This window comes from Actinoplanes sp. G11-F43 (assembly GCF_050589265.1).
In the GTDB taxonomy this organism is placed as follows: Bacteria; Actinomycetota; Actinomycetes; order Mycobacteriales; family Micromonosporaceae; genus Actinoplanes.
Map to the genome: position 1 here is coordinate 1,795 of NZ_JBNZCE010000042.1, position 19,035 is coordinate 20,829.

At 71.2% G+C, this 19,035-nt stretch carries 19 protein-coding genes; 5 read left to right on the plus strand and 14 right to left on the minus strand.

Going from position 1 to position 19,035, the window contains the following annotated elements; translation table 11 throughout:
• Positions 1 to 28 precede the first annotated feature (28 nt).
• The 4 genes from ACQ0O7_RS36725 to ACQ0O7_RS36740 form a co-directional block, all read right to left on the minus strand.
• Positions 29 to 268: a DUF397 domain-containing protein gene (locus ACQ0O7_RS36725; protein WP_285556696.1), complete on the minus strand. Its 240-nt coding sequence runs from the start codon at positions 266 to 268 to the stop codon at positions 29 to 31.
• Positions 269 to 404: 136 nt separating this feature from the next.
• The gene (locus tag ACQ0O7_RS36730) at positions 405 to 758 is read right to left on the minus strand and encodes a hypothetical protein (RefSeq protein ID WP_430789445.1); all 354 of its coding nucleotides are present in this window, start codon (positions 756 to 758) and stop codon (positions 405 to 407) included.
• 8 nt (positions 759 to 766) lie between these two features.
• Positions 767 to 1,057, minus strand: a complete 291-nt coding sequence (locus ACQ0O7_RS36735) for a hypothetical protein (protein WP_430789447.1) — start codon at positions 1,055 to 1,057, stop codon at positions 767 to 769.
• On the minus strand, positions 1,057 to 1,308 hold the full coding sequence (locus ACQ0O7_RS36740) for a hypothetical protein (protein WP_430789449.1): 252 nt from the start codon (positions 1,306 to 1,308) through the stop codon (positions 1,057 to 1,059). The genes ACQ0O7_RS36735 and ACQ0O7_RS36740 overlap by 1 nt, the downstream gene beginning before the upstream one ends.
• 336 nt (positions 1,309 to 1,644) lie before the next feature.
• Between ACQ0O7_RS36740 and ACQ0O7_RS36745 the strand changes: the two genes are divergently transcribed.
• On the plus strand, positions 1,645 to 2,211 hold the full coding sequence (locus tag ACQ0O7_RS36745; protein ID WP_430789879.1) for an NUDIX hydrolase: 567 nt from the start codon (positions 1,645 to 1,647) through the stop codon (positions 2,209 to 2,211).
• Here ACQ0O7_RS36745 and ACQ0O7_RS36750 read toward each other — a convergent pair.
• From ACQ0O7_RS36750 to ACQ0O7_RS36765, 4 genes are all read right to left on the minus strand, one after another.
• Positions 2,208 to 3,584 carry a helix-turn-helix domain-containing protein gene (locus tag ACQ0O7_RS36750; RefSeq protein WP_430789451.1) on the minus strand — a complete coding sequence of 459 codons (1,377 nt, stop codon included), beginning with the start codon at positions 3,582 to 3,584 and terminating at the stop codon, positions 2,208 to 2,210. The two genes, ACQ0O7_RS36745 and ACQ0O7_RS36750, sit on opposite strands and share 4 nt — an antisense overlap.
• A 162-nt stretch (positions 3,585 to 3,746) precedes the next feature.
• On the minus strand, positions 3,747 to 4,058 hold the full coding sequence (locus ACQ0O7_RS36755; RefSeq protein WP_430789881.1) for a DUF6119 family protein: 312 nt from the start codon (positions 4,056 to 4,058) through the stop codon (positions 3,747 to 3,749).
• Between the two features lie 876 nt (positions 4,059 to 4,934).
• On the minus strand, positions 4,935 to 5,195 hold the full coding sequence (locus ACQ0O7_RS36760; RefSeq protein WP_430789453.1) for a Txe/YoeB family addiction module toxin: 261 nt from the start codon (positions 5,193 to 5,195) through the stop codon (positions 4,935 to 4,937).
• Entirely contained in the window at positions 5,192 to 5,449 is a 258-nt protein-coding gene (locus ACQ0O7_RS36765) for a type II toxin-antitoxin system Phd/YefM family antitoxin (RefSeq protein WP_430789455.1), read from the minus strand. The genes ACQ0O7_RS36760 and ACQ0O7_RS36765 overlap by 4 nt, the downstream gene beginning before the upstream one ends.
• A 231-nt stretch (positions 5,450 to 5,680) precedes the next feature.
• Between ACQ0O7_RS36765 and ACQ0O7_RS36770 the strand changes: the two genes are divergently transcribed.
• The 3 genes from ACQ0O7_RS36770 (at position 5,681) to ACQ0O7_RS36780 (ending at position 6,792) form a co-directional block, all read left to right on the plus strand.
• The gene (locus ACQ0O7_RS36770) at positions 5,681 to 5,920 is read left to right on the plus strand and encodes a hypothetical protein (protein ID WP_430789457.1); all 240 of its coding nucleotides are present in this window, start codon (positions 5,681 to 5,683) and stop codon (positions 5,918 to 5,920) included.
• A 199-nt stretch (positions 5,921 to 6,119) separates the two neighbouring features.
• Positions 6,120 to 6,431, plus strand: a complete 312-nt coding sequence (locus ACQ0O7_RS36775) for a hypothetical protein (RefSeq protein ID WP_430789459.1) — start codon at positions 6,120 to 6,122, stop codon at positions 6,429 to 6,431.
• Positions 6,432 to 6,462: 31 nt separating this feature from the next.
• The gene (locus ACQ0O7_RS36780) at positions 6,463 to 6,792 is read left to right on the plus strand and encodes a hypothetical protein (protein WP_430789461.1); all 330 of its coding nucleotides are present in this window, start codon (positions 6,463 to 6,465) and stop codon (positions 6,790 to 6,792) included.
• A 15-nt stretch (positions 6,793 to 6,807) separates the two neighbouring features.
• On the opposite strand, the gene ACQ0O7_RS36785 is transcribed toward ACQ0O7_RS36780, so the two are convergent.
• The 5 genes from ACQ0O7_RS36785 to ACQ0O7_RS36805 are packed head-to-tail and all read right to left on the minus strand — an operon-like array spanning position 6,808 to position 15,311.
• Positions 6,808 to 7,992 carry a TIGR02679 family protein gene (locus ACQ0O7_RS36785; RefSeq protein WP_430789463.1) on the minus strand — a complete coding sequence of 395 codons (1,185 nt, stop codon included), beginning with the start codon at positions 7,990 to 7,992 and terminating at the stop codon, positions 6,808 to 6,810.
• Positions 7,985 to 11,989 (minus strand): TIGR02680 family protein, encoded by a 4,005-nt coding sequence (locus tag ACQ0O7_RS36790; RefSeq protein ID WP_430789465.1) that lies wholly within the window; start codon positions 11,987 to 11,989, stop codon positions 7,985 to 7,987. The genes ACQ0O7_RS36785 and ACQ0O7_RS36790 overlap by 8 nt, the downstream gene beginning before the upstream one ends.
• Positions 11,990 to 12,004: 15 nt before the next feature.
• A complete protein-coding gene (locus ACQ0O7_RS36795; protein WP_430789467.1) occupies positions 12,005 to 13,330 on the minus strand; it encodes a DUF2398 family protein in 1,326 nt (441 codons plus the stop codon).
• The gene (locus tag ACQ0O7_RS36800) at positions 13,327 to 14,874 is read right to left on the minus strand and encodes a TIGR02677 family protein (RefSeq protein WP_430789469.1); all 1,548 of its coding nucleotides are present in this window, start codon (positions 14,872 to 14,874) and stop codon (positions 13,327 to 13,329) included. Before ACQ0O7_RS36800 ends, ACQ0O7_RS36795 begins: the two co-directional genes overlap by 4 nt.
• Before the next feature lie 53 nt (positions 14,875 to 14,927).
• Positions 14,928 to 15,311, minus strand: a complete 384-nt coding sequence (locus ACQ0O7_RS36805) for a hypothetical protein (protein ID WP_430789471.1) — start codon at positions 15,309 to 15,311, stop codon at positions 14,928 to 14,930.
• Positions 15,312 to 15,421: 110 nt separating this feature from the next.
• Here ACQ0O7_RS36805 and ACQ0O7_RS36810 point away from each other — a divergent pair, with 110 nt between their 5' ends.
• Entirely contained in the window at positions 15,422 to 17,503 is a 2,082-nt protein-coding gene (locus tag ACQ0O7_RS36810) for an NB-ARC domain-containing protein (RefSeq protein WP_430789473.1), read from the plus strand.
• Here the strand turns inward: ACQ0O7_RS36810 and ACQ0O7_RS36815 are convergent.
• The gene (locus tag ACQ0O7_RS36815; protein WP_430789475.1) at positions 17,490 to 18,971 is read right to left on the minus strand and encodes a hypothetical protein; all 1,482 of its coding nucleotides are present in this window, start codon (positions 18,969 to 18,971) and stop codon (positions 17,490 to 17,492) included. The two genes, ACQ0O7_RS36810 and ACQ0O7_RS36815, sit on opposite strands and share 14 nt — an antisense overlap.
• Positions 18,972 to 19,035: the final 64 nt, after the last annotated feature.

The window sequence follows — 19,035 nt, forward strand, 5'->3', positions numbered from 1 at the left end:
CCCACCGCGTGTGAACTGGGCTTGCGGATCAGGCGTTGTCGCCCGGGCCGGTGATGGCGGTGACGAAGTCGGTCATCTCCGCCGCGCTGAAGCGCAGGGTCGGGCTGGCCGCGCCGAGCTTGGTGTCGCGGATGGCGTAGGCGCCGGGCTCGCCGGGGATGTCCGCGAACGAGACGCAGGACTCCAGGCTGCCGCCGATGTTGCCGCCGCACGGCGTGCGGAACGCCGTTTCCGGGACCTCGACCGAGTACAGGTCGTCGGTGTCCATGGCATGCTCTCCTTTGCGTGTGCGCCACGAGGTCCGTCCTCGCGGGTGGTGCATTCGCCCCGGTCTGGTCGTCGTCTTCGCAGGGAAGGCGACCGGACCGGGCGTCTGAAGGGCCGAAAAGTCGATCGCCCGGCGTTCATGGAGAGGCGCTTTCGCTTCCGACTGCGGGATGCGTCGGCTTGTCCTCGCCGTGGGTGCCGTAGCAGACGCGGCAACGGGCGTGCAACGCGTCGGCGGGTTGGTCGTCGCTGGGGACGTAGCGATGTGGCCGATAGTCGAGTCGTTCGACGGTGACCATCGGGACGATGCCGTCACGGATCACGTGCGTGGCCGTGACGGCGGCGAGGTCGTAGCCTGCCTCGGCGAAGCAGAAGTGGAAGCGGTGGCTGTAGAAGCCGGTTTCCAGTACGGACGCCATGACCGCCGGGAGCGCGGCCCCATCCACGCACTCGGGCACGTGGACGAGGACTGCGGGCGGGTAGTGCCTCATGATCATCGTCAGGCCGCCCGTCCGGGCGCGCGGTCGGTCGATACAGACTCGTCAGCGGCGAACCAACCGAGGATTCGGTCGTAGATGGCGTCGTCACGGCCGCTGGCGCGATGCCCGCCGACGCGGTCGTCGATCATGTCGATCGCGCAGGACTCCAGGTAGAGCCGCAGCGATCGGCGATGCTTTGCACCATGCTCGGCCTGCTCGGCCTTGCCGGGTGCGCACGGCCACGGCTCGCCGCAGGCAAGGCAGTCCCACGTCGGCCGGTCGGGCTGGTGTGGCGTCCTCGGGATCAGCATCAATGGCCGCCGTTCGCGCGGCGCCGCTGAGCCGGGGTGAGTGCCCCCGCTCGCCCGACCTGGTTGTAGGACTGTGTCGGCAGCGCCGACCAACTCGGAACGCTCGGCGTGGCCGGCGGGACGGCCGCTGCGGGCAGGTCGGCGGTGGTCATCGCGCCGCACTGCGGGCACCACCGGCTCTTGACCTTGAAACTGATCAGGCCCGCGAGGAAACCCACCAGGAGCGCGCTCGTCGCCGCTATCGCCACCACTGGGGTTCACCTCCGCGAACGAGGTGGTTCGTGATCGTCGCCATGTCCTGCCTTCCGTGATGTCGAGGGCACGCCGACCTGCGACGTACTGTCACGGTGGTCCTGCCGGCCCGCTGGTTCGTTGTGGTGCGGCGGGGACCGCGTGCCCGGTCTCGATTCCAGGGTTGGCGGCCGGCGTGGTGCGGTGGCCGCCGTGGGCTTCGCTGCTGTTCACCAGGTGTTTCGGTCACAGCGTGGCGGTCCGGTGACCCGGATTGAAGGCGACGGGCGTCAGCCGCTGTCAGCCGACGCGGCAGGTGTCGGAGTACAACCCGGATGGCGTACGGCTACTGTGCGCTGATGAGCGTGGAGCCGAAGCGAGCCAGTGAATGGACTATCCACGGCGAGCGCGTCGTCGACGACACCCGCCGGGCGGTGCTGAGCATCGCGGACGTGGAGCTACCCGACGGCGTCCGCTTCGAGCAGTACGTACTCCGCATCCCGGCCGCCGCGATGGTCATCGTGCTCGACGACGACGAACGCGTGCTGATGATGTGGCGGCACCGCTTCATCGTCGACCGCTGGGTCTGGGAACTGCCCGGCGGCTACCTCGACCCGGCCGAGGACTCCATGACCTGCGCCGCCCGCGAAGTCGAGGAAGAAACCGGCTGGCGGCCACGCAGCATCGAGAAGCTGATCAGTTTCCAGCCGATGGTGGGCACGATCGACCAGGAGAACATCGTCTACCTCGCCCGCGGCGCCGACTTCACCGGCGCGGCCCCGGACATCAACGAAGCCGAACGCCTCGGCTGGATCCCCCTCGACGAGATCCAGCAGCACATCGACAACGGCACCATCGTCGGCGCCGGCTCCGTCTCCGGGCTGCTCGCCCTGCTGCTGCAGAAAGCGACCGGCAAACTTTAGGCGCTCGTCAGAACCGGTCGGGCTCGCTCGGCGAAGTCCTGGACTGCGGGCAGCCCGACATGCTTGGAGAGACGATCGGCAAGGTCGGTCAGGTAGTCGCGAGCCCGTGACGAGTACAGCCCCTCCGAGGCCTCGACGGCGTCGAGGCCGACATGGGCGGCTTCCTCCGGCTCGCCGTTCTGCGCGTGCGCCACGGCGAGCAGGACAAGGTTGAACTGCCGTCCCCGCGCATACTGCCGACCGTCCATGTCCAGCGACCGGGTGGCGAACCGCGTAGCGATATCGCCCCGCCCGAGTGCGGTGAAGCAGTGACCGAACTTGGCCGCCAGGTAGGACTCGTCGAAGTAGCCGATCCACTGCGGCTCGCTTGTCCGGTCAGCCTTGTCGAAGATCGCCTCGGCCCTGTTCAATGCGGCTGCGCAGGCCTTCTCGTCGCCGCCGACGGCATGGCCTTGGGCTTCGAGGACGGCTGATTCCGCCTCGATCGCGGCGATGCCCGCCTCGGCCGCTGCGCGGCTGGCAGCCTTGGCCAGATCCACCGCCTCGCCGGACGCGCGCAGGAACGCGGCCTGATGGCTCATCGCCGCCAAGATCTCAGCTCCCAGCGCCCGGTCACCGGCACCGGCCGCCAGGCGAAGAGCTTGGATCAGGTATCGCTGGGCCAGGCCGTGCATCCCGGCGTCGTACGAAGCCCAGCCCGCGAGCTGGGTCGTCTCCGCGACCGCGGACAGCAACTGGCGGCCGGTCGCCGCGTCGTAGCGGCCGTTGATCAGCTCGGTGACGTCGGCGTTGAGGAACCGCACCAGGCTGTCGCGGATGTGGCCGCCGCCGAACTGGTTGTCCAGCGTCCGGTACGTCGAGGTCATCCGGCGCACGGTCTCGACATCGGCGACCCCGATCAGCCGTTCACCGCTGCCGGCCGGGCGCTCGTCGAGCGACGACATCAGCCATCGCATCGCCGCAGGCAGGAAGGCCGTCGCGCTGAAGCCCACCTGCCGAAGAAGGTTCCGCCGCTGCATATCGCCTCGCCAAAGATCAACAGCGACATCTATGCCGTGCCGCCAGTCCGGCGCGAACTCTAGCCCGGACGGCATGGCCACCACTGCTGATTCGACCGCGACGGGCCGGGCATCGGTGTCGGCTGACACCTCGGCCACCATGGCGGATAACTGCCCACCCGCGCCGAGGGCCTGATCTAGCAGTGCCGCCACCGAAAGGCTCGGCCGTTTGGTCCCCGATTCGAGATCCCACAGGTGGCCGTGCGAACAATGGACCATCCCGCCGAGCCTGCGCAGCGACAGTCCATGCTGCTCCCGCAACTCCTTGAGTTTTCGGCCGAAGTTGGGATGGGCAACAACAGTCCGCCGAGGCATCGGCTACCCCTAACGAGTCCGATGAACGGTGATCCCGGCTTCTCCGAACCGGGCATCACCGGACACCATAGCCCTCAGTCGGGCGTTTCCGGAGGCCCACACGGCCTCAGCCCTGTTCCGGGCTGCAGCATTGTCCGGTGTTGCGACCGCTGGTGTGGGTCATCACCCACTGATGCCGACGATCTCGACCTCGATCTCGAAACTGCGTAGGTGTCGTACTGCCCTGTACATCGCGACCTGAGCGAATGTGAACAGGTTCTGCGCCGTCAACGCCTCTCCGGATTTCAGCGCGATCCCGTACACGACCCTGGAGGGCTTGAAGTCGAGCGGCACCGTCCGCGTTCCTCCTGACACCGCATGGACGCGCTCGGCGAAGCGCTGACGTGCGCTCGGCTCCTCCCGGAGGGCGTCCGCGGAGACGACGCCCTGCATGAAGAGGTGGCTCAGCAACGACGAACGGTCGGCGCGCTTGATGTCTTCACCTTTTGGAGTCCCTCCGCCCTCGGCTAGTCGCTGAGTTCGGTGCCGATTCGATGCACGTCAGATCGTTGGAACGGCGGATCGCGCAGCTCAAGCGTCAGACTTGAACGGAGAGTGGTGCGGCAAGGCCACCCTGTGGTGGCCTTGGCCCGCCAGGAGGTGACTCAGCGAGTTCGCCAATCCTCATGGGGCGCGATCGTATCGTTGCCACCAGCCCAGGTCATGCCACAGACCGGACATTTGACGTACCAGTCGTCGCCGACAGCTTGAAAATCTACGTTCCCCTTTTGCCCAGTTCCCGGGCAGTTGCGGGACGGGTCAACCTCATCGGGATACATGCTCTTCCTTCCTTCGTGCTCGATCGATAGTGATCATAGGAATCTATGCGTGGTTCGGTGCAACCCCTCCGCGAGGTGGATCATGGTTGCGCAAAGGTCCTCTGGCCTGGTGGGTCGCTGTATCGACACGGCACCGCGCTGGGGGCGCTTGGTTACCGATTCCTATTTGTTGCTTGAGTATCCCGTGAGCTGGTAAAACGCCCCGGAAGTGGGCTACCGGGGACGGCGGTGGCGTGGTTCGCATGGTGCAACGCCCGGCCCACCGTTACCAACCTGGGGGGCGACCCCCAGACCCCACGTCACGGTGGTGGCGCGGGGCGAGCCGGTCCCGGTTGCCGTCGGTCGGGGCTGATGATCGGCCTGTACGGCGGGACGGTCGCGTCCCACATGTCGGTGATGAGTCCGCCGGCCGGTGCGCCGAGTCCGAAGAGGCGGAATACGGAGGCGACCTGGCTTGGAAGGTGGTCCGGGGTGAGCGCTTGACGTGCGGAGCCGACCGCGACGCTCGACAGCAAGAATGATTGGCCCGGCGTTACTCGTAGCGGTATCGACAGGAAATGATGGTGATCTCGTTGGTCTCGACGGCGTACACCATGCGGTGCTCGTCGTCGATGCGGCGGGATCGAAGTCCGGCGCGTTTGTTCCGGAGGATCTCCGGTTTGCCGATGCCGGGGCCGTCGGGGTCGCGTTTGATGTCGGCGATCAGCGCGTAGATTCGTTTGAGGGTTTTGCGGTCCTGGGTCTGCCAGTTCAGGTAGTCGCCCCAGGCGTTGTCGGTCCAGCTGAGTTTCACTCCTCGGGCCCGAAATTATGCTCGGTGGCTCGGCCGGCTCGCCACTGCTCCACACTTTCGGTGAGGCGCTCGGCGTTGGCGGGAGACCGGAGCAGGTAGTTGGTCTCCATGATCGAGTCCCAGTCTTCCTTGCTCACCAGGACGGCGTTGCCGCGCTTGGAGACGATCTCGATCGGGGTGTGGTCCTCGTTGACGCGCTCGATGAGCGGAAACAGGGATTCGCGCGCCTCGCCGGCGCTGATCGCTGAAGTCACGACGCCTCCAAAGTTGCACCAGATGCGGTACCACTCGCGTGCCTGCCGACCCTGCCCTTGCCGGTGCCGGCAATCTCGGGTGCGACTACCTTCGGCGTGAGCTGGCGCCGGAACCACCGCTTCTGTTTCCCGCCCCTCCCGAGTCGATCCGGACCATCATCACGCCCGGCCTGAGGCATCTGGCGAAGACCCGGATCTGGCGAATCGGCCGCGTCAGTTCGGACGGCGATCATGTCGTGGCCCGCCTCGGCTGGGAGACCGCTGACCGAGATCCTCAACACCCGCTCGCTGTGGGCTCTGGCCCTGGTCCGGCTGGCGCCGACCGTGCTGGTCAGCGCCGAGCCGCCGGCCGCGACGCTGGCCGCCCCGCGCGCGGCGGGATTTGCTCCCTCGGGTGTCCGTGCCGACGGCAGCCCGGTCATCGAGGTGCCACAACGTCGCCGGGCCGCCACCCCGAGCCGTCAGGGATGAGGTGTTCTCCGCGTCCGCTGGGGAACCGGTGACCATGGCACGGCGGATGCTCGGCCATCGCTGACCGGCCCGGCCGAGACCGGGAACGGGACGGTCACCTTCGACGGCAGACTGTGCGGCTGCGGGGCGAACCGGGACATCGATGCCGGCGTACGTTCCAGTAGAGGCGCGCAATCGCGTGCACGGCGGGAGGGCATCGATGCAGCCGGGGCAGCTGGGGGTTGATGTGGTGGCCCTGCGTGTCATGGGTTCCGATGTCGCCGGGGCCGCGGCCACGTTGCGGGAGGCGATGAGGGCTGCCGGACCGGGCCTCGTGCCCGCTGCTCAGCCCGGGTCATCGGCGGGGACGGCGGCGCGGGCCGCGGAGGCGGCCTGGTCGGCGAGCTTGAGCCGGCTGACCGCCAGGATGGATCGGCTCGGCCGGACGATGACGGATGCTGCGGACAGCTATCAGGTCACCGATCAGGCCGGTGCCGACGAGTTGCGGCGCGGCGGATCGCGGGCGATCTGATGAGCGAGATGATGGCGTTCGACGCCGCCCCGTGGCATGCGGCGGCAGCAGCTGGAGAAGGGCATCGACGACCGCGTCCGGCACGAAGACGGGTGGAGCCGGGCGCAACACCACCCGATCCTTCCGGCGGTCGTTTCCGACCTCGTACGCGTCACGCATCGGCGAACGGCTCAGCACCGCCTCGGAGCAGGCCACCCGGGAGGTGGTCGCGTCCGAGACGGCCCCGGCGCTGCTGGCGGCGCACAGTGACGCGGTGCGTGACGCGGCCGCGGAGCAGTTCCCCGATCTGACACGGGTCACGACCGCCGCCAACAACAGGGAGGGCTGGGCGGCGGGCCGGGACGAGATCCCACCGCAGTGACGAGCAGCCCGCTGATCAGGGTTCCGCGGGCCGGCGGAGGTCGCCGAGCAGCGTGCCGATCAGGCGTTCCTCCATCACCGATCGGCCGGCGGCGGTCATCGCCTCCGCCAAGGAGCGATCCCAGGGGCTGGCCGCCGGGGCACCGGTCAACGGCAGACCCGTCGCTTCGGCATCGAGGTAATCGATTCCGGACATGCGCCACGGCACGGCGTCCGGGTAGCGGGCCAGTGCGGCGGCGGTCAGCCGGATGCCGGTCCAGTCGAAGTCGTTGCGCCAGCGGATCACGGTGCCCGCCGCCCGGCTCGCCAGCAGCGTGTGGACCGCGGCGGACGGCACCCCTTCGGTGCAGATCAGCGGAGCTGTGGCATGTCCCGCCGCGGCTCGCAGGACAGCCGGGTTCTCGCACACGTGGATCTCCGGGACCGGCAGGGACAACGGAGCGAGCCGCATCTGGTGCAGGGTCACCCGGAACGGCACGTGAGCCGTCGCGGCGGCGGTCAGCCAGTCGCCGAGAAGACCACCGTCAGCGGGAAGGTTGAGCACCAGGACCTGGCTGGCGAGGTCGTCGGGCACCAGGCCGGCCATCTCCCAGAGCGCCCGTTCCTGTTCCGCTCCGGCCGGTGGCGTGACCTGGTGCCAGGCGGCCAGCGCCCGGAGCACGAGTCCGCGCAGCGGCCCGTCGGTGAGGGCTTTGGTGTCGCCGAGGACCCGTTCGGCGAAGACCGGCAGCGGTTCGGCGACGACCGGTAACGCGGCGAGTGCGGTCAGCACCCGGGAGAACGGCAGTCCGCCGCGGGCCGTCCGGGTGAGGGTTCCGTCCCGGCGCAGGCCGGCGATCCAGTCCTCGAACCAGGGCCGGCCGGCGTGCCGGCTCGTGGACGCCAGGTCGAGCATCGCCTCCCGCGCTTCGGCGAGGGTGGCGCGCTCGGCGGGGCGGTCCCGGAAGGGCCCCACCGCCGACGGCAGATCGGTGCCGTGGGCGTCGCGCAGAAAGGCGTCGATCTCGGACAGGCGGACGGTGACCCGGCTGACGCCGGCGGGCCGGTGCACCCCGGTCACACCGATGACGACATGCCGTTCCGCCTCGTCCGGCGCGGTCAGGGAGATCGTTCCGGCGAGACTTCCGCCGGTACGTTCCAGGCTGCGCCGGGCGGCGGCCAGCAGCCGCCGCCAGCCCGGATCGGTGGTGAGATCAGGCATGGGATCCGGCGGTACGGGTCGACGGTGAGCCGAGAGCCGCGGCGAGTGTCCCGTCGAAGTCGGCCACGTTCACGGCGCCGTCCCAGACCAGCAGGACCGTGGACACGGTGTGCTCGACGGTGGAGTGCGACAGGTCGTAGTGGGCGCATCCGGTCACCGCGGGATGGGTGGCCCACAGGTCGTATCCGGTCATGAACAGGTCCAGGTCGAACTGCCGGGCGAGGGACATCAGTTCACCGCGGCCGTTGTCGTCGACACCGGCGAACGCCTCGTCGAGGCCGAGCAGGCGGGGCGCGTCCGGGCGGGCCGACCCGAACAGCGCGTTGGCGGCCGCGAACAGCGGCAGGTGCAGCGACACCGACTGCTCACCACCGGAGAGCTGACTGTGCCGGGCCCGGGTGAGCGGCTCACTGACACCGCCGGGCCGATGCAGGGTGAACGCGAAGACCCGCCACTGCCGGTAGTCCAGCACCTCGGCCAGCAGTTCCCGGTAGGGCTTCTCCGGGGCCTGAGCGCGCGCCGACTTGATCCGGGCCGCGAAGTGGCGGCGCAGGGTGGTCAACTGGCCCGGCCCGAGCCGTGCCGGATCGCGTTCCAGCAGCTTGCACACGTCACGCTGGTCCGGGTCGAGGTCGTCGGAGAGCCGCCAGCCCACGCCGACGGTCAGACCGGACGACATCCGCCGGGCACGCATCTGCCGGTCCATCGCGTCGACCAGGTCGCGGGCCTCGATCGTCCGGCGGTGGATCTGCCCGGCCAGCCGGCCGAGCAGGGCGTCCTCGAAGACCCGCTGCTCGGCGTCGGTGAGCAGCTGCTCCTGGTCGCGGCGCTCGGCGGCGATCCGTTCGGCGAAGTGCGCCACCGGCGTCAGGCCCTGCTCGTCGGCGACCCGCACGACGATGACACCGTCGTCGGTGTCCCATTCCGGCCGGTGGTCGAGCCCGGCGGCCGGAAGCTGCGCCTGCAGGTCGGTGAGGGCGCCGCTGAGGCGGGTCGCGCTCTGCTTCAGCGAGGTCTCGGTCGGGCTCAGCTCACGGGTGGCGGTCAGGATCGCCTCGTGCAGCGCCACGATCGCCGGATCGAGGTCGTCCGCCGTGGTGTCGCCGGCCGGCCACCGCAGATGCGGCGGGCAACGGATCAGGCCCAGAAGATCACTTTGGGCGTACGGGCGGAGCCGCACCGCCTCGCGCCGTGCCTCGACGACCGCCTCGGCCACCGATCGCTCGCCGACCTCGACCCGTGCGACCGCACCGGCCCGGCTCTGCAACGCCGCACTGTGGGCCGCCCTGGCCTCGCCCAAGGTCTGCTCCGCGCCGGTGACCGCCTCCTCGGTCTCGGCCACCTCGGCCAGTACCCGGGTCGCCTCGGCCCCGATGGCCGCGGACAGGGTGCGCAACTCCTCGTCCTTCTCGGTGTGCCGGGCGTGTGCCGCCCGCGCCGCCTGACCGGCCGCCTCGGACCGTTCCTCGGCCTCGGCGTGCCGTTCGGCGGCCTCCCCGGCGAGCATGTCCGCGCTGTCCGCGCCGTCCCAGGCGTGCCGCAACTCCACACCGAGGCGGTCGAACCGGTCCAGGGCGGCGGCGGTCGTGTCGAGCCGGTCCACCGGCAGCGACCGGTCCGCACCGGCCCGGCGCAGTCCGGTGCCGGCGGCGGCCCGCCCGGCCACGGCCGCGTCGAGCCGGCCGGCCGCGTCGAGCGCTGCCTCGCGGCGTACCCGAAGAAGGGTCACGGCCCGGTCCAGATCGCGTTCGGCCTCGGTGATCGCGGTGCGTGCCGGCAGCGCCGCGCCGGCCCGGTCCACCGCGCCCAGCGTCTCCCGGCGGGCGTCCCGGGCGGCTTCCACCTCGTCGATCTCCCGATCGAGCGCCGCGATCCGGCGGTCGCAGTCGGCGATCCGGGCGGCCCGGCGTGCCGCGCGGGCGGTCGCACCGATGTATTCGCATCGGTCCTTGGTGAACCGGCCGACACCGGAACCCTGTGCCCATCGGCCCTCGCCGGTGACCCCGGACGGACCGGTGATGTCACCGAGCGTGATGCCGCGGAGCACCGCGGTGACGCGGTCGGCCGGCACGAACTCCTGCTCCTCGGGCACCAGCACGTCGGCCAGGGTCCGGCCGGACCGCACACCGGCACGCAGATAGGCGTCCTGCTCACCGTCGTCGGCGGCCGGGTGCACCCAGGCGTCGAGCAGCCCGGCCGCGTGCAGGGCGGCCTCGATGCCTGCCGCTTCGGTCTCCGGTGTCCCGTCGGCGAACCGGACGAGACGCCACAGCGGGGCGCCGGCCCGGTGCTGCCGGGACGCGGGCCGGGTCGGCGACGGCGGCGGCGAGTCGTCGTGCTCGGCCGCGATCAGCGCCCGCTCGTCCGCCACGGTCCGGCGTTCGGTGCCCAGCCGAACGGACCGGGCGCCGAGCGCGGCCATGTCGTCCCGGATCGCGCCGGCAGGGGCGGCCATCCGGTCGTGGTAGAGGTCGCGCAGTGACGGGCCGGCCACCGCTTCGGCGAGGGCGTCCGGCAGATCCGCGACGTTCAGGGTGGTGAGCAGGGCGGCGTGTGCGATGCCCCATCTCCGGATCGCCTCGGCGGACTGTTCCCGGGCCACCTCCAGGGCATCGCCGGCCTGTTCCGCCGCCGAGGTGGCGTCCTCGGCGGCGGCGCGGGCCGCGTGGTCGGCCTCCGCCGCCCGCACGTGTTCGCGTTCCGCCTCGGCCAGCCGGTCCGCCAGCTCCCGTACCGCGCGCACGTCCGCCCGGCGCGCCGCCGAGCGGGCGGCCAGGCGTGTCCCCAGCCCGTCGGCTTCGGCGTCCCGGGCCTGCCATTCGACGCCGCCCGACTCGGCCTCCGACGCCAGTTCGGCGGTCACCCGGCCGACCCGGGCGCGCGCATCGCGCAGCGCCGTGGCGGCTCGCTCGGACTCCGCCCGCCGCCGCTCGGCGACTTCGTGTTCCACCTCGACCTGCCGTTCGGCGCGGCGGGCGGCGTCCGCCAGGTCGTGCACATGCCGTTCCAGGTCGGCGAGTTGCTCGTGCGAGCGGTAGGCGGCCGAACTCTTCAACCTGTCCAGATGTGCCCGCAGCCGGCCGGGCTCGCCCTCGGCCGCGTGCAGCCGCCGCTCCGCCTCCGCTGTCTGCTCACGTGCCGTCTCGGCCGCGTCGTGTGCCGCGGCCAGCGCCTCCCGGCGTACCCCGGTGTCGTCCCGGCGTGCGGTGAGCGCGTCGGCCGCGGCTCTCGCGTGGGTGCGCAGATAGGTGGCGTAGACGGTGAGGAAGGAGGTGGACGCGGCGTCGGCCGCGACCAGACCTTCGAGGGTACGGGCCACCGCCTCCATGTCGTCGAACGAGCGTGCCGCCTCCACCAGCAGGTGGTCCTCCACCGGGCGCAGGCCACGTTGCAGGGTGCGGGACAGTTCCACCGGGTTCAGATCCTTCGCCAGCTGTGGCTTGCGCAGCGTCAGGACCAGATCGAGCAGCTGCTCGTAGCGGGCCGGGCCCAGCCCGAACAGCGTCGCGTCCACCAGGTGCCGGTACTCCTCGGCCGAGTCGCGGACCGCCTCGGCGCCCAGCCGGTCGATCAGGTCCCGCCGGGACACCGGCCGGTCCTCGCCGTCGAGCAGTGACAGGTCCACCCCGACCCGGCCGTCGGCGACGAAGTGCCAGCGGGTCACCCGGTCGTTGTGCTTGTGGGCGCGCAAACCGATCCCGATCGTCACGAACCGGTCGCCGTCCGAGAATTCCATCCAGACGTACGCGTACGCCGTCTCCTGCCCCCGGTAGAGCAGGTTGGACTTCATCGTCCGGTCCTCGCCGGCGAACGGGTTGAGCCGGCGTGGTTCGATCCGCCCGTCCAGCACGAACGGGAACAGCACTTCGAGAGCCTTCGTCTTGCCGGAGCCGTTCGGGCCGCGCAGCACCAGCCAGCCGTCGACGAACAGGAACTCCTCGTCGCGGTAGTCCCAGAGGTTGATGATGCCGGCGCGGGTGGGGGTGAAACGAGCCAAGACAGAGTCCTCGATCTAGAAGAGGGTGCGTTGCTTCACCTGGGCTACGGTGCTGCGATAACGGCCGATCAGGGCGCGGGCGAGCACACCGCCGGGCACCGGGAGCACCGCGCCGAACCGGGTGAGCAGCTCAATCGCCTCGGTGCGCAGGCGGTCGGGATCGGCGTGCCAGGCGGCCCCGAACGCCGGCCCGTACCGGTGCAGGATCTCCGCGGTCGCCTCCCGCAGGAAGCTGTCGGTGATCAGTGGCAGTCGCCGTTCCGGATTCTCCGCCTCCTCCGGCGCGCTCTCGGGTGTCTCATCGGGGCCGGGTCCTAGCGGGACACTCGCCGGCAACCCGGCGTCGATCTGGCCGATCAGCTTCTCCCGGGCCTCCGCCGGATCCGGCACCGGCATCCGGCGGGTCCTGCGGCCGTCCGGGTCGGCCACCCGTTCGGCGATCGCCACCGCCAGCAACACCGCCGCCTGCGCCACCGAGCCGGTCCCCGGGAACCGCTCCGCCGACCAGCCGGCCGTGTCGACCAGGAGCACCCCCTCGGCCCGCCGCTCCAGACGCAGCCCGGTGAGCCGGTACAGGTCGGCGGCCAGCGTCTGCCCCCGAAGGTGGTTGCCGAGCTCGGCGGAGACGTCGTCGAAGTAGACGACGGGCTGTTCGAGCACCGCCCGGCGGGCGGCCTGCGCCGCGGCCCGGCGTTCGGCGTTGCCGCTGCTGCTCAGCGAACGGTCCAGCAGGGCGGTCACCGATTCGATGTGCTGCAGCACCCGGGGCGGCCGGAACAGTGCGAGCACGGCGTCCCGGGCGATGTCGTACAGCGCCTCGCCCGCGCCCGGATCGCTCGCCCACGCCGAACTGGAGCCGTCGGCCAGCCGCAGCACACCCCGCTCCTCCAGCCAGGCGACCGCGTCGACGAACGCGCGCCGGTCCGCGCCGGAGTCTGGGTCGAGTCCCAGCCCGGTGATCCGGCCCGCGTCGGCGGCCACCGCCTCGGCCAGCTCGCTCAGCGTGATCTGGATGCCGGCCCGGCCCAGTGTCGCCAGGCACAACGACAGGTAGGCGTAACGCTGCCGGTCGAACGGGCGACCGGTCCGGGACACCGCGGGCCGGTCCGTCGCCAGCCGGTCGGCGGTGCGGACCAGCCGCGCGGTGGCCCCGTGCAGCTCCAGCCGGTACCCGAACGCCTCGGACAGGTCACCGCGCAGGCCGGCGGCGAACCGGCGGATCCGCGGCAGCGCCTTCTCGTCCGGCCAGGTCGCGGTGATCAGTGGATACCGCATCAGGAGGCGGACAGCGCGCTGGTAGTCGGCGAGTTCCAGATCGGAGACCTCGGCGGCGAATCTCATCCGGCCACCGTCTCCGTCCGGCGCGCAGCGGTGTGCGCGGCAGCGGTCACGGACAGCTCGAAGCCGTCGATGTGCAACCGGCCCGACTCGGTGGGCACCGTGGTGAATCTGCCGGGGCAGGGGGTGAGCGTCAGCCGTACCCCGAAAGCGGCGGCCGCGAGAGGAACCTCCCGCCGGCCCGCCTGCCGTGTCGCCAACGCGATGTCCAGAAGCCGGCGCAGCGCGCCGGCCTGCGCCCCGGTGAGTGTCCCGGCACCGATGAGGCCGGCGGCCGCCTCCGCCTGGCGGCGCTCCCCGGCGACCTGACGCTCCCGCAACGCCCGGCGGGAGGACTCCGACCGGTCGACCCGGGCGATCCGGCCGTTGCCCTGTCCCGGCATCCGGCCGCTCTGCACGAGCGTCCGGGACAACTCCACCGCCGGCGCCTCCCACCAGGACAGCCGTCCCGGGATCGCGTCCGGATCGGGGTACGCCACCCCGGCGTGCCGTGGCGCACCCAACCCGAACACCACGTCGAAGACGGCGTGCGCGGCCTCGTCGGAGCCGGCCCCGGTGAACCAGGCCGCCAGATGCCGCAACTGCGACTCCCGGCTCACCCCACCCCGGCGGGCCTCGGTGACCCGGCGCAGCAGGGCGAGCACGTCCCCGATCGCCGCCATCGTCGCGTCGGCGAGCCGGTCGGCCTCACTGGGCCGGTCGGTCTCCGGCGCCAGCCAGGACCGCAGCCCGCTCCAGCGGCGGCGCCAGTCCTCGATCCGCTCGACCGGCGTCGCGAAGAGTCGCTCGTCGGCCTCGGCCGCCGCCTCGACCATCCGCTCCAGACCGGTCTCCTCGACCTCGAACACCGCCTCCCGCAGGCGTGGTGTGTACCGCTGCAACTCGTCGTGGAAGTCCCGCAGGTGGGCCAGGAGCGCGTCCTTGTGGGTGAGGAAGACCTCCGGGCGGATGTCGTGGGTCCGGCTCAGATCACCGAGCATGTGATAGAAGCGGGCGGCGCGCTCCGCGATGTCGGCGAGAGCCCGGTCCAGGCGGTTGAGCTTGCGGTAGACCTCCTCGGCGTCGCCGTCGGCGTTCGCCGTGGCGAGAGCCTTGAGGTCGGCGAGCAGGTCGGCGAAGACCAGCCGGGACAGGGTGCTGTCGTCCGGGCCGGCCGCGAGGACGGACTCGACCGCGCGATGGGCGCGGTAACCGGCCTCGGTGAACTGGTAGACCGAATGCCGGTTGCGGTACTCGGCGAGCGTGGCGGCCCGGGTGCCGTCCTGGCCGCGGTCCAGCACACCCCAGTCGACGAGGGCGTCCAGCAGCCGGGGCAGGTCGAGCCCGGCGGGATCGGGGCAGTCGTGGTGGATCCCGGCGAGTCCGGCCAGAGCCGCCTGCACGTCCGAGGTGTGCAGGACGACGTGATAGCTGGAACGGGCGGCGTCGAAGGCGCGGAGAAGCCACAGGTATGCGAGCCGGTTGTCGGCATTGACGTAGCTGAACAGCCGAAGGCGATCGTCGACCCCGAAATCGTCCAGTCCGAACGAGATCCGTGGTTCCGGCATGCGGCCAGATTATCGAAGGAATCTGACCACCATCGGACAAGGTGTGCGGGTGATCAGCTCAGGTTGATGTCGCCGTTGAACTGATAGCCCTGGATCGCGGTGCGGACGTTGGCGGTGCCGGCGATGGTGTTGTGGGCCGCGCCGGACGCGTTGGCCACCGTGCCGGCCTGGTCCAGCCAGCGGCTCAGCCACGCGGCGGCCTCGGGCTCGCGGTCCGCGGCGTCGTGCAGGAGGCCGGCCAGGGCCCGGGTGGCGGCGGGATCGTTCGGTGTCTCCTCAGCCGCGGTCAATGCGGCCGCCGGAGCCGAATCCCGGCCCCAGCGGGTGGTGACGAAAGTCTTCAGGCCGGTCCAGGTCGACTTCCCGGCCTCGCCGGCGGCACCACTGATCAGCGCGGTGACGGTGGCTGCGATCGCCTCCACAGTGAATGGCTCCATCAGTGGAGACTAGCCAGAAGTGTCAAGACTTCCCTCCTTATCGGACACCGGCGGACGTCGATCCGTGGAGGCGCGTACGGTGAGCTCACGTACGCGGATGGTGACGAGGGGTGCAGGTGCGGAACGACTTCTCCGGTGAGGCGCACACCGTGGTGCAGGTGCAGCACATGATCGGCGACATCGTCACCCGGATCGACGTGCCACCGGCGCCGGCCCCGCGCCAGCTGCGTCCCGCCGATCCGCTGTTCATCGATCGCACCGGTCCACTCCGGGCGATCATCGGGGGGCCACTCGCCGGCGATCGCACCGGTGTTCCGATCGTGGTGGTCAGTGGACCCGAGGGGGCGGGCAAGACGGCTCTGGTGTGTGCCGCCGCCGCGCTCGTGCCGCAGTTCCCGGGCGGTGAGCTGTGGGTCGATGTCCGGGCGGTGCAGCAGTACGCCGACGGGCCCGCCCTGATCACCGAGATGATCGCGCATTGCCTGCGCAGCCTGGGCGTCGACCGCGGGTCGATTCCCGGCGAGCTGCACGAACGCCGCGCGATGCTGCAGACGCGTACCGCGGATCGGCCGGTCCTGATGGTCCTGGACGGTGTGACCGAGCCGGCGCAGGTCTACCAGCTGGCGCCACGTGCCGCCGGCAGCGTCGTGCTGGCCACGATCGCGCAGCGGCCGGGACGATTCATCGCGCAAGGAGGTGCCGTACCGGTGGAACTGGACTCGCTGGACGACAGTCACGCACGTGAGTTGCTGATCGCGATGGCGGGTGCGGAACGCATCGACGCCGACCCGGCCGCCACCACCGCTCTGATCGAGATCTGTGGTGGGCTGCCGATCGGGCTGCGGACCGTGGGCGGCTGGCTGGCCGACGTGCCGGCGCTGACCGTCCGGGAACTCCTCGACGACCTGGAACCGGACCACGACGATCGCCTCGACGGACTGGTCACCACCGTCTACGAGCGGCTGCCGCCCGGCGCGCAGCGCGCGTTCGGCATGCTCGGGGCGGTGTCGCTGCCCACCTTCACCGCCGGAGTGGTGGCCGCCCTGCTGGGTGCCGAGGAGACCGAGGGACGTGCCGCCGTGGCGGCTCTGCACAACCGGTACCTGGCCGTGGACCTGCCGGCCCGGCGGTTCCGGATGACCGAGCGTGGGCTGCGAGCCGCGCGGCGCCGAGGCCTCGGGCAGTCGCGGGCGGCGGTGAGCGAGGCGGTGGAACGCCTGCTCGGCTACCTCACCACACGGGCGCTGTTCGCCGATCAGCTGCTCCTGCATCCCGATCGGCTCCGACTCGTATCGCCGGCGAGCCGGACCGCCGGACAGCGCCTGCCGTTCCCGGACGCCGCCGCGGCGCAGGACTGGGTCGACGGCGAATGGCCGGTGCTGATGGCCGCGCTCGACCACGGTGCACGGTGCGGGCATGCCGAGCGCGTCTGGCAGCTCGCCGAGATCATCGCTGCGCTGTCACTCAACCGGCGCGGTTCCCGCGACCTGATCAGAATCTGCGAGATCGGCGGGCAGGCCGCTGCCGAGGACGGCCGTGCCGACGTGCGGGCCCGACTGAACGCGCTCGCCTCCCGTGGTCACCTGGACCTCGGCGACCTGGATTCGGCGGAACGTGTGCTGACCGCGGCTCTGGAACAGGGCGAAGAGGCGGGGAACCAGCTGTTGCTGGCATCGATCTGGGAGTTCCGGGGGCGGTATCTGGAACGAGCCGGCCGGCGGGCCGAGGCCGAGGACGCGTACCGCAAGTCGTTGGATCTGAATGAATCCGCCGGCGATCGACGTGGCGCGGCTCTCGCGGCGTTCTTCCTCACCGGCGTGACCGGGCGGACATCGATCGCCGATTATCAACGACTGCACCACGTCTTCAGCCGGGAGCTGGCCGACGAGCGGATGGCGGCTCGGGTCGGGATCCGGCTCGGCGCCGCATACGCGGAGCAGGGCGAACCGGAGCGCGCGGTTCCGGTGCTGGACGAGGCGGTGCGGGTCCTGCTCCGGCGCAACGCCACCCACTACGCCGCCGAAGCGCTGCAGGTGCTGGCGGACATCGCGGAACGACTCGGCGATCCGGCCGGCGCACACCGGGCGTTGTCGAAGGCCGCGGAACTGCTCGCCGCCCGGGGCATCCCGCTGCCGGCGACCGCACGGGAACGACTGGCCACCCTGGAAGCGGGTGAGGTCACTCCAGAGTGACGCGGAACTCGCGGGACCCGGCGATCAGCCGTACAGCGCCGGTGAGCGGGCGGCCGGTGACCCACATCGCGTAGACCGCGGCGGCCGTCAACATCGGATCCACCGGTACGTCCACCACCGCACGGATCAGGGTCCCGTCACGCAGCAGCACCCGGTCGGCGGCGCCGGCGCAGGCCGCGCCGGGATGCCGGCGCAGCAACTCCTGGACGTCGCCGCCGTGCCGGCCCGTCACCACGGCGGCATTCGCGACGGCGTCCTGATCAGGCTCGTCGTCGTACACCGCCCAGTGCCGGACCACAGTGTCCGGCTCCGCCCCCGGCCAGCCGGGGGCGTGGCGCCGAATCGTCACCGTCCCGGGCCGGGAGACGTCCGTACACACCGCGAACGAGCTGGGCGAACGGCGCTCCGGCCGCGGGGTGGGCCACGCCCGTACGGAGGCGCTTCGCGAGGGTTCCGGCAGCTCCAGCCGGTCGTAGAACAGCCGGCGCAGGTTCTCCGTGGAGCCCTCCGGCTTCACGAACGCCGACTCCCGGATCCCCTCGACCGGACCCGCGGTGTCGAGTTGCCTCCGCACATCCCGCTCCGGGTCGAGCCGGGCGGCGGTCTCGCCCAGGCGAGCCATCGCGGTACCCGGCACGACCTCGTCCTCACCGAACGCGGCCAGCACCAGCGGCTTGCCGAGCGCCGCGCCGAACAGCGTCACCGAGCCGTGATCACCCACGACGACATCGGCCGCCGTCATCGCCGCCTGCCATCCCTCCTCCGGTGGGACGAGCGCCAGCCCGGAGTCCAGCGCTTCGGCCAGCCACGCCCGCACCTGCCAGGGACTGTGACCGAACCAGATGTTCGGATGCAGAATCAGTGCCACCCGGAATTCGTCGTACGGCAGAGACTTCAGCAGTTCACCCGGCAGCCACGGCCGGGTGCCCCACAGCGAGGACGAACCCCAGGTCGAGGTCACGACGACGAGCCGCTGCCCGTCGCCGGCGCCCAGGGCCCGACGGTACCGGGGGATCAGCCGTTCGCCGGCGAGCATCCGTTCCAGCGTGACATCGCCGATCACCCGGATCGGAGCGCCCGGAGACAACCGGCCCAGCTGCTCGGCCTGATCGGGGTGGGACACCACCATGGTCGGTGGATCGGCGCGGGGGCGCGGGACGACCCCGGAGACGCGTGTGCCGCTGCCGTCCGCCCCGGGAAGGAGCTTGTGGAAACCGACACCGTGCGGCAGCACCACCACCGGCCCGTGGAGTCCGTCGAGGTCGGCGTTCTCGGTAGCGGTCAGCGTGAGGTGCGCAGAGACCCGGCGCGCCTGCTCGCGGGACAGGATTCGGGCGCCGGCGGCGTTCAGCACTTCACGCACACCGCCGGCGAACACCGAACCGTCATCGATGGTGAACACCACCTGGATCCGCAGATCGTCGTCGAAGACCCGCAGTGCCTCCAGAAGCCGATTCGCGGAGGTCACCGTCCGGGCGATGCCCAACACGACCCGGCGGTGCTCAACCGTGCGCCAGAGAGCTCCCGGCTGC

What these genes read in the sequence shown, in the direction of transcription:
- ACQ0O7_RS36770 (WP_430789457.1), top strand. Translation starts at nt 5,681, where the DNA reads ATGTCGTGGCCCGCCTCGGCTGGGAGACCGCTGACCGAGATCCTCAAC.
- ACQ0O7_RS36730 (WP_430789445.1), bottom strand. Translation starts at nt 758, where the DNA reads ATGAGGCACTACCCGCCCGCAGTCCTCGTCCACGTGCCCGAGTGCGTG.
- ACQ0O7_RS36785 (WP_430789463.1), bottom strand. Translation starts at nt 7,992, where the DNA reads ATGCCTGATCTCACCACCGATCCGGGCTGGCGGCGGCTGCTGGCCGCC.
- ACQ0O7_RS36800 (WP_430789469.1), bottom strand. Translation starts at nt 14,874, where the DNA reads ATGCCGGAACCACGGATCTCGTTCGGACTGGACGATTTCGGGGTCGAC.
- ACQ0O7_RS36805 (WP_430789471.1), bottom strand. Translation starts at nt 15,311, where the DNA reads ATGGAGCCATTCACTGTGGAGGCGATCGCAGCCACCGTCACCGCGCTG.
- ACQ0O7_RS36735 (WP_430789447.1), bottom strand. Translation starts at nt 1,057, where the DNA reads ATGCTGATCCCGAGGACGCCACACCAGCCCGACCGGCCGACGTGGGAC.
- ACQ0O7_RS36795 (WP_430789467.1), bottom strand. Translation starts at nt 13,330, where the DNA reads ATGAGATTCGCCGCCGAGGTCTCCGATCTGGAACTCGCCGACTACCAG.
- ACQ0O7_RS36750 (WP_430789451.1), bottom strand. Translation starts at nt 3,584, where the DNA reads ATGCCTCGGCGGACTGTTGTTGCCCATCCCAACTTCGGCCGAAAACTC.
- ACQ0O7_RS36775 (WP_430789459.1), top strand. Translation starts at nt 6,120, where the DNA reads ATGCAGCCGGGGCAGCTGGGGGTTGATGTGGTGGCCCTGCGTGTCATG.
- ACQ0O7_RS36725 (WP_285556696.1), bottom strand. Translation starts at nt 268, where the DNA reads ATGGACACCGACGACCTGTACTCGGTCGAGGTCCCGGAAACGGCGTTC.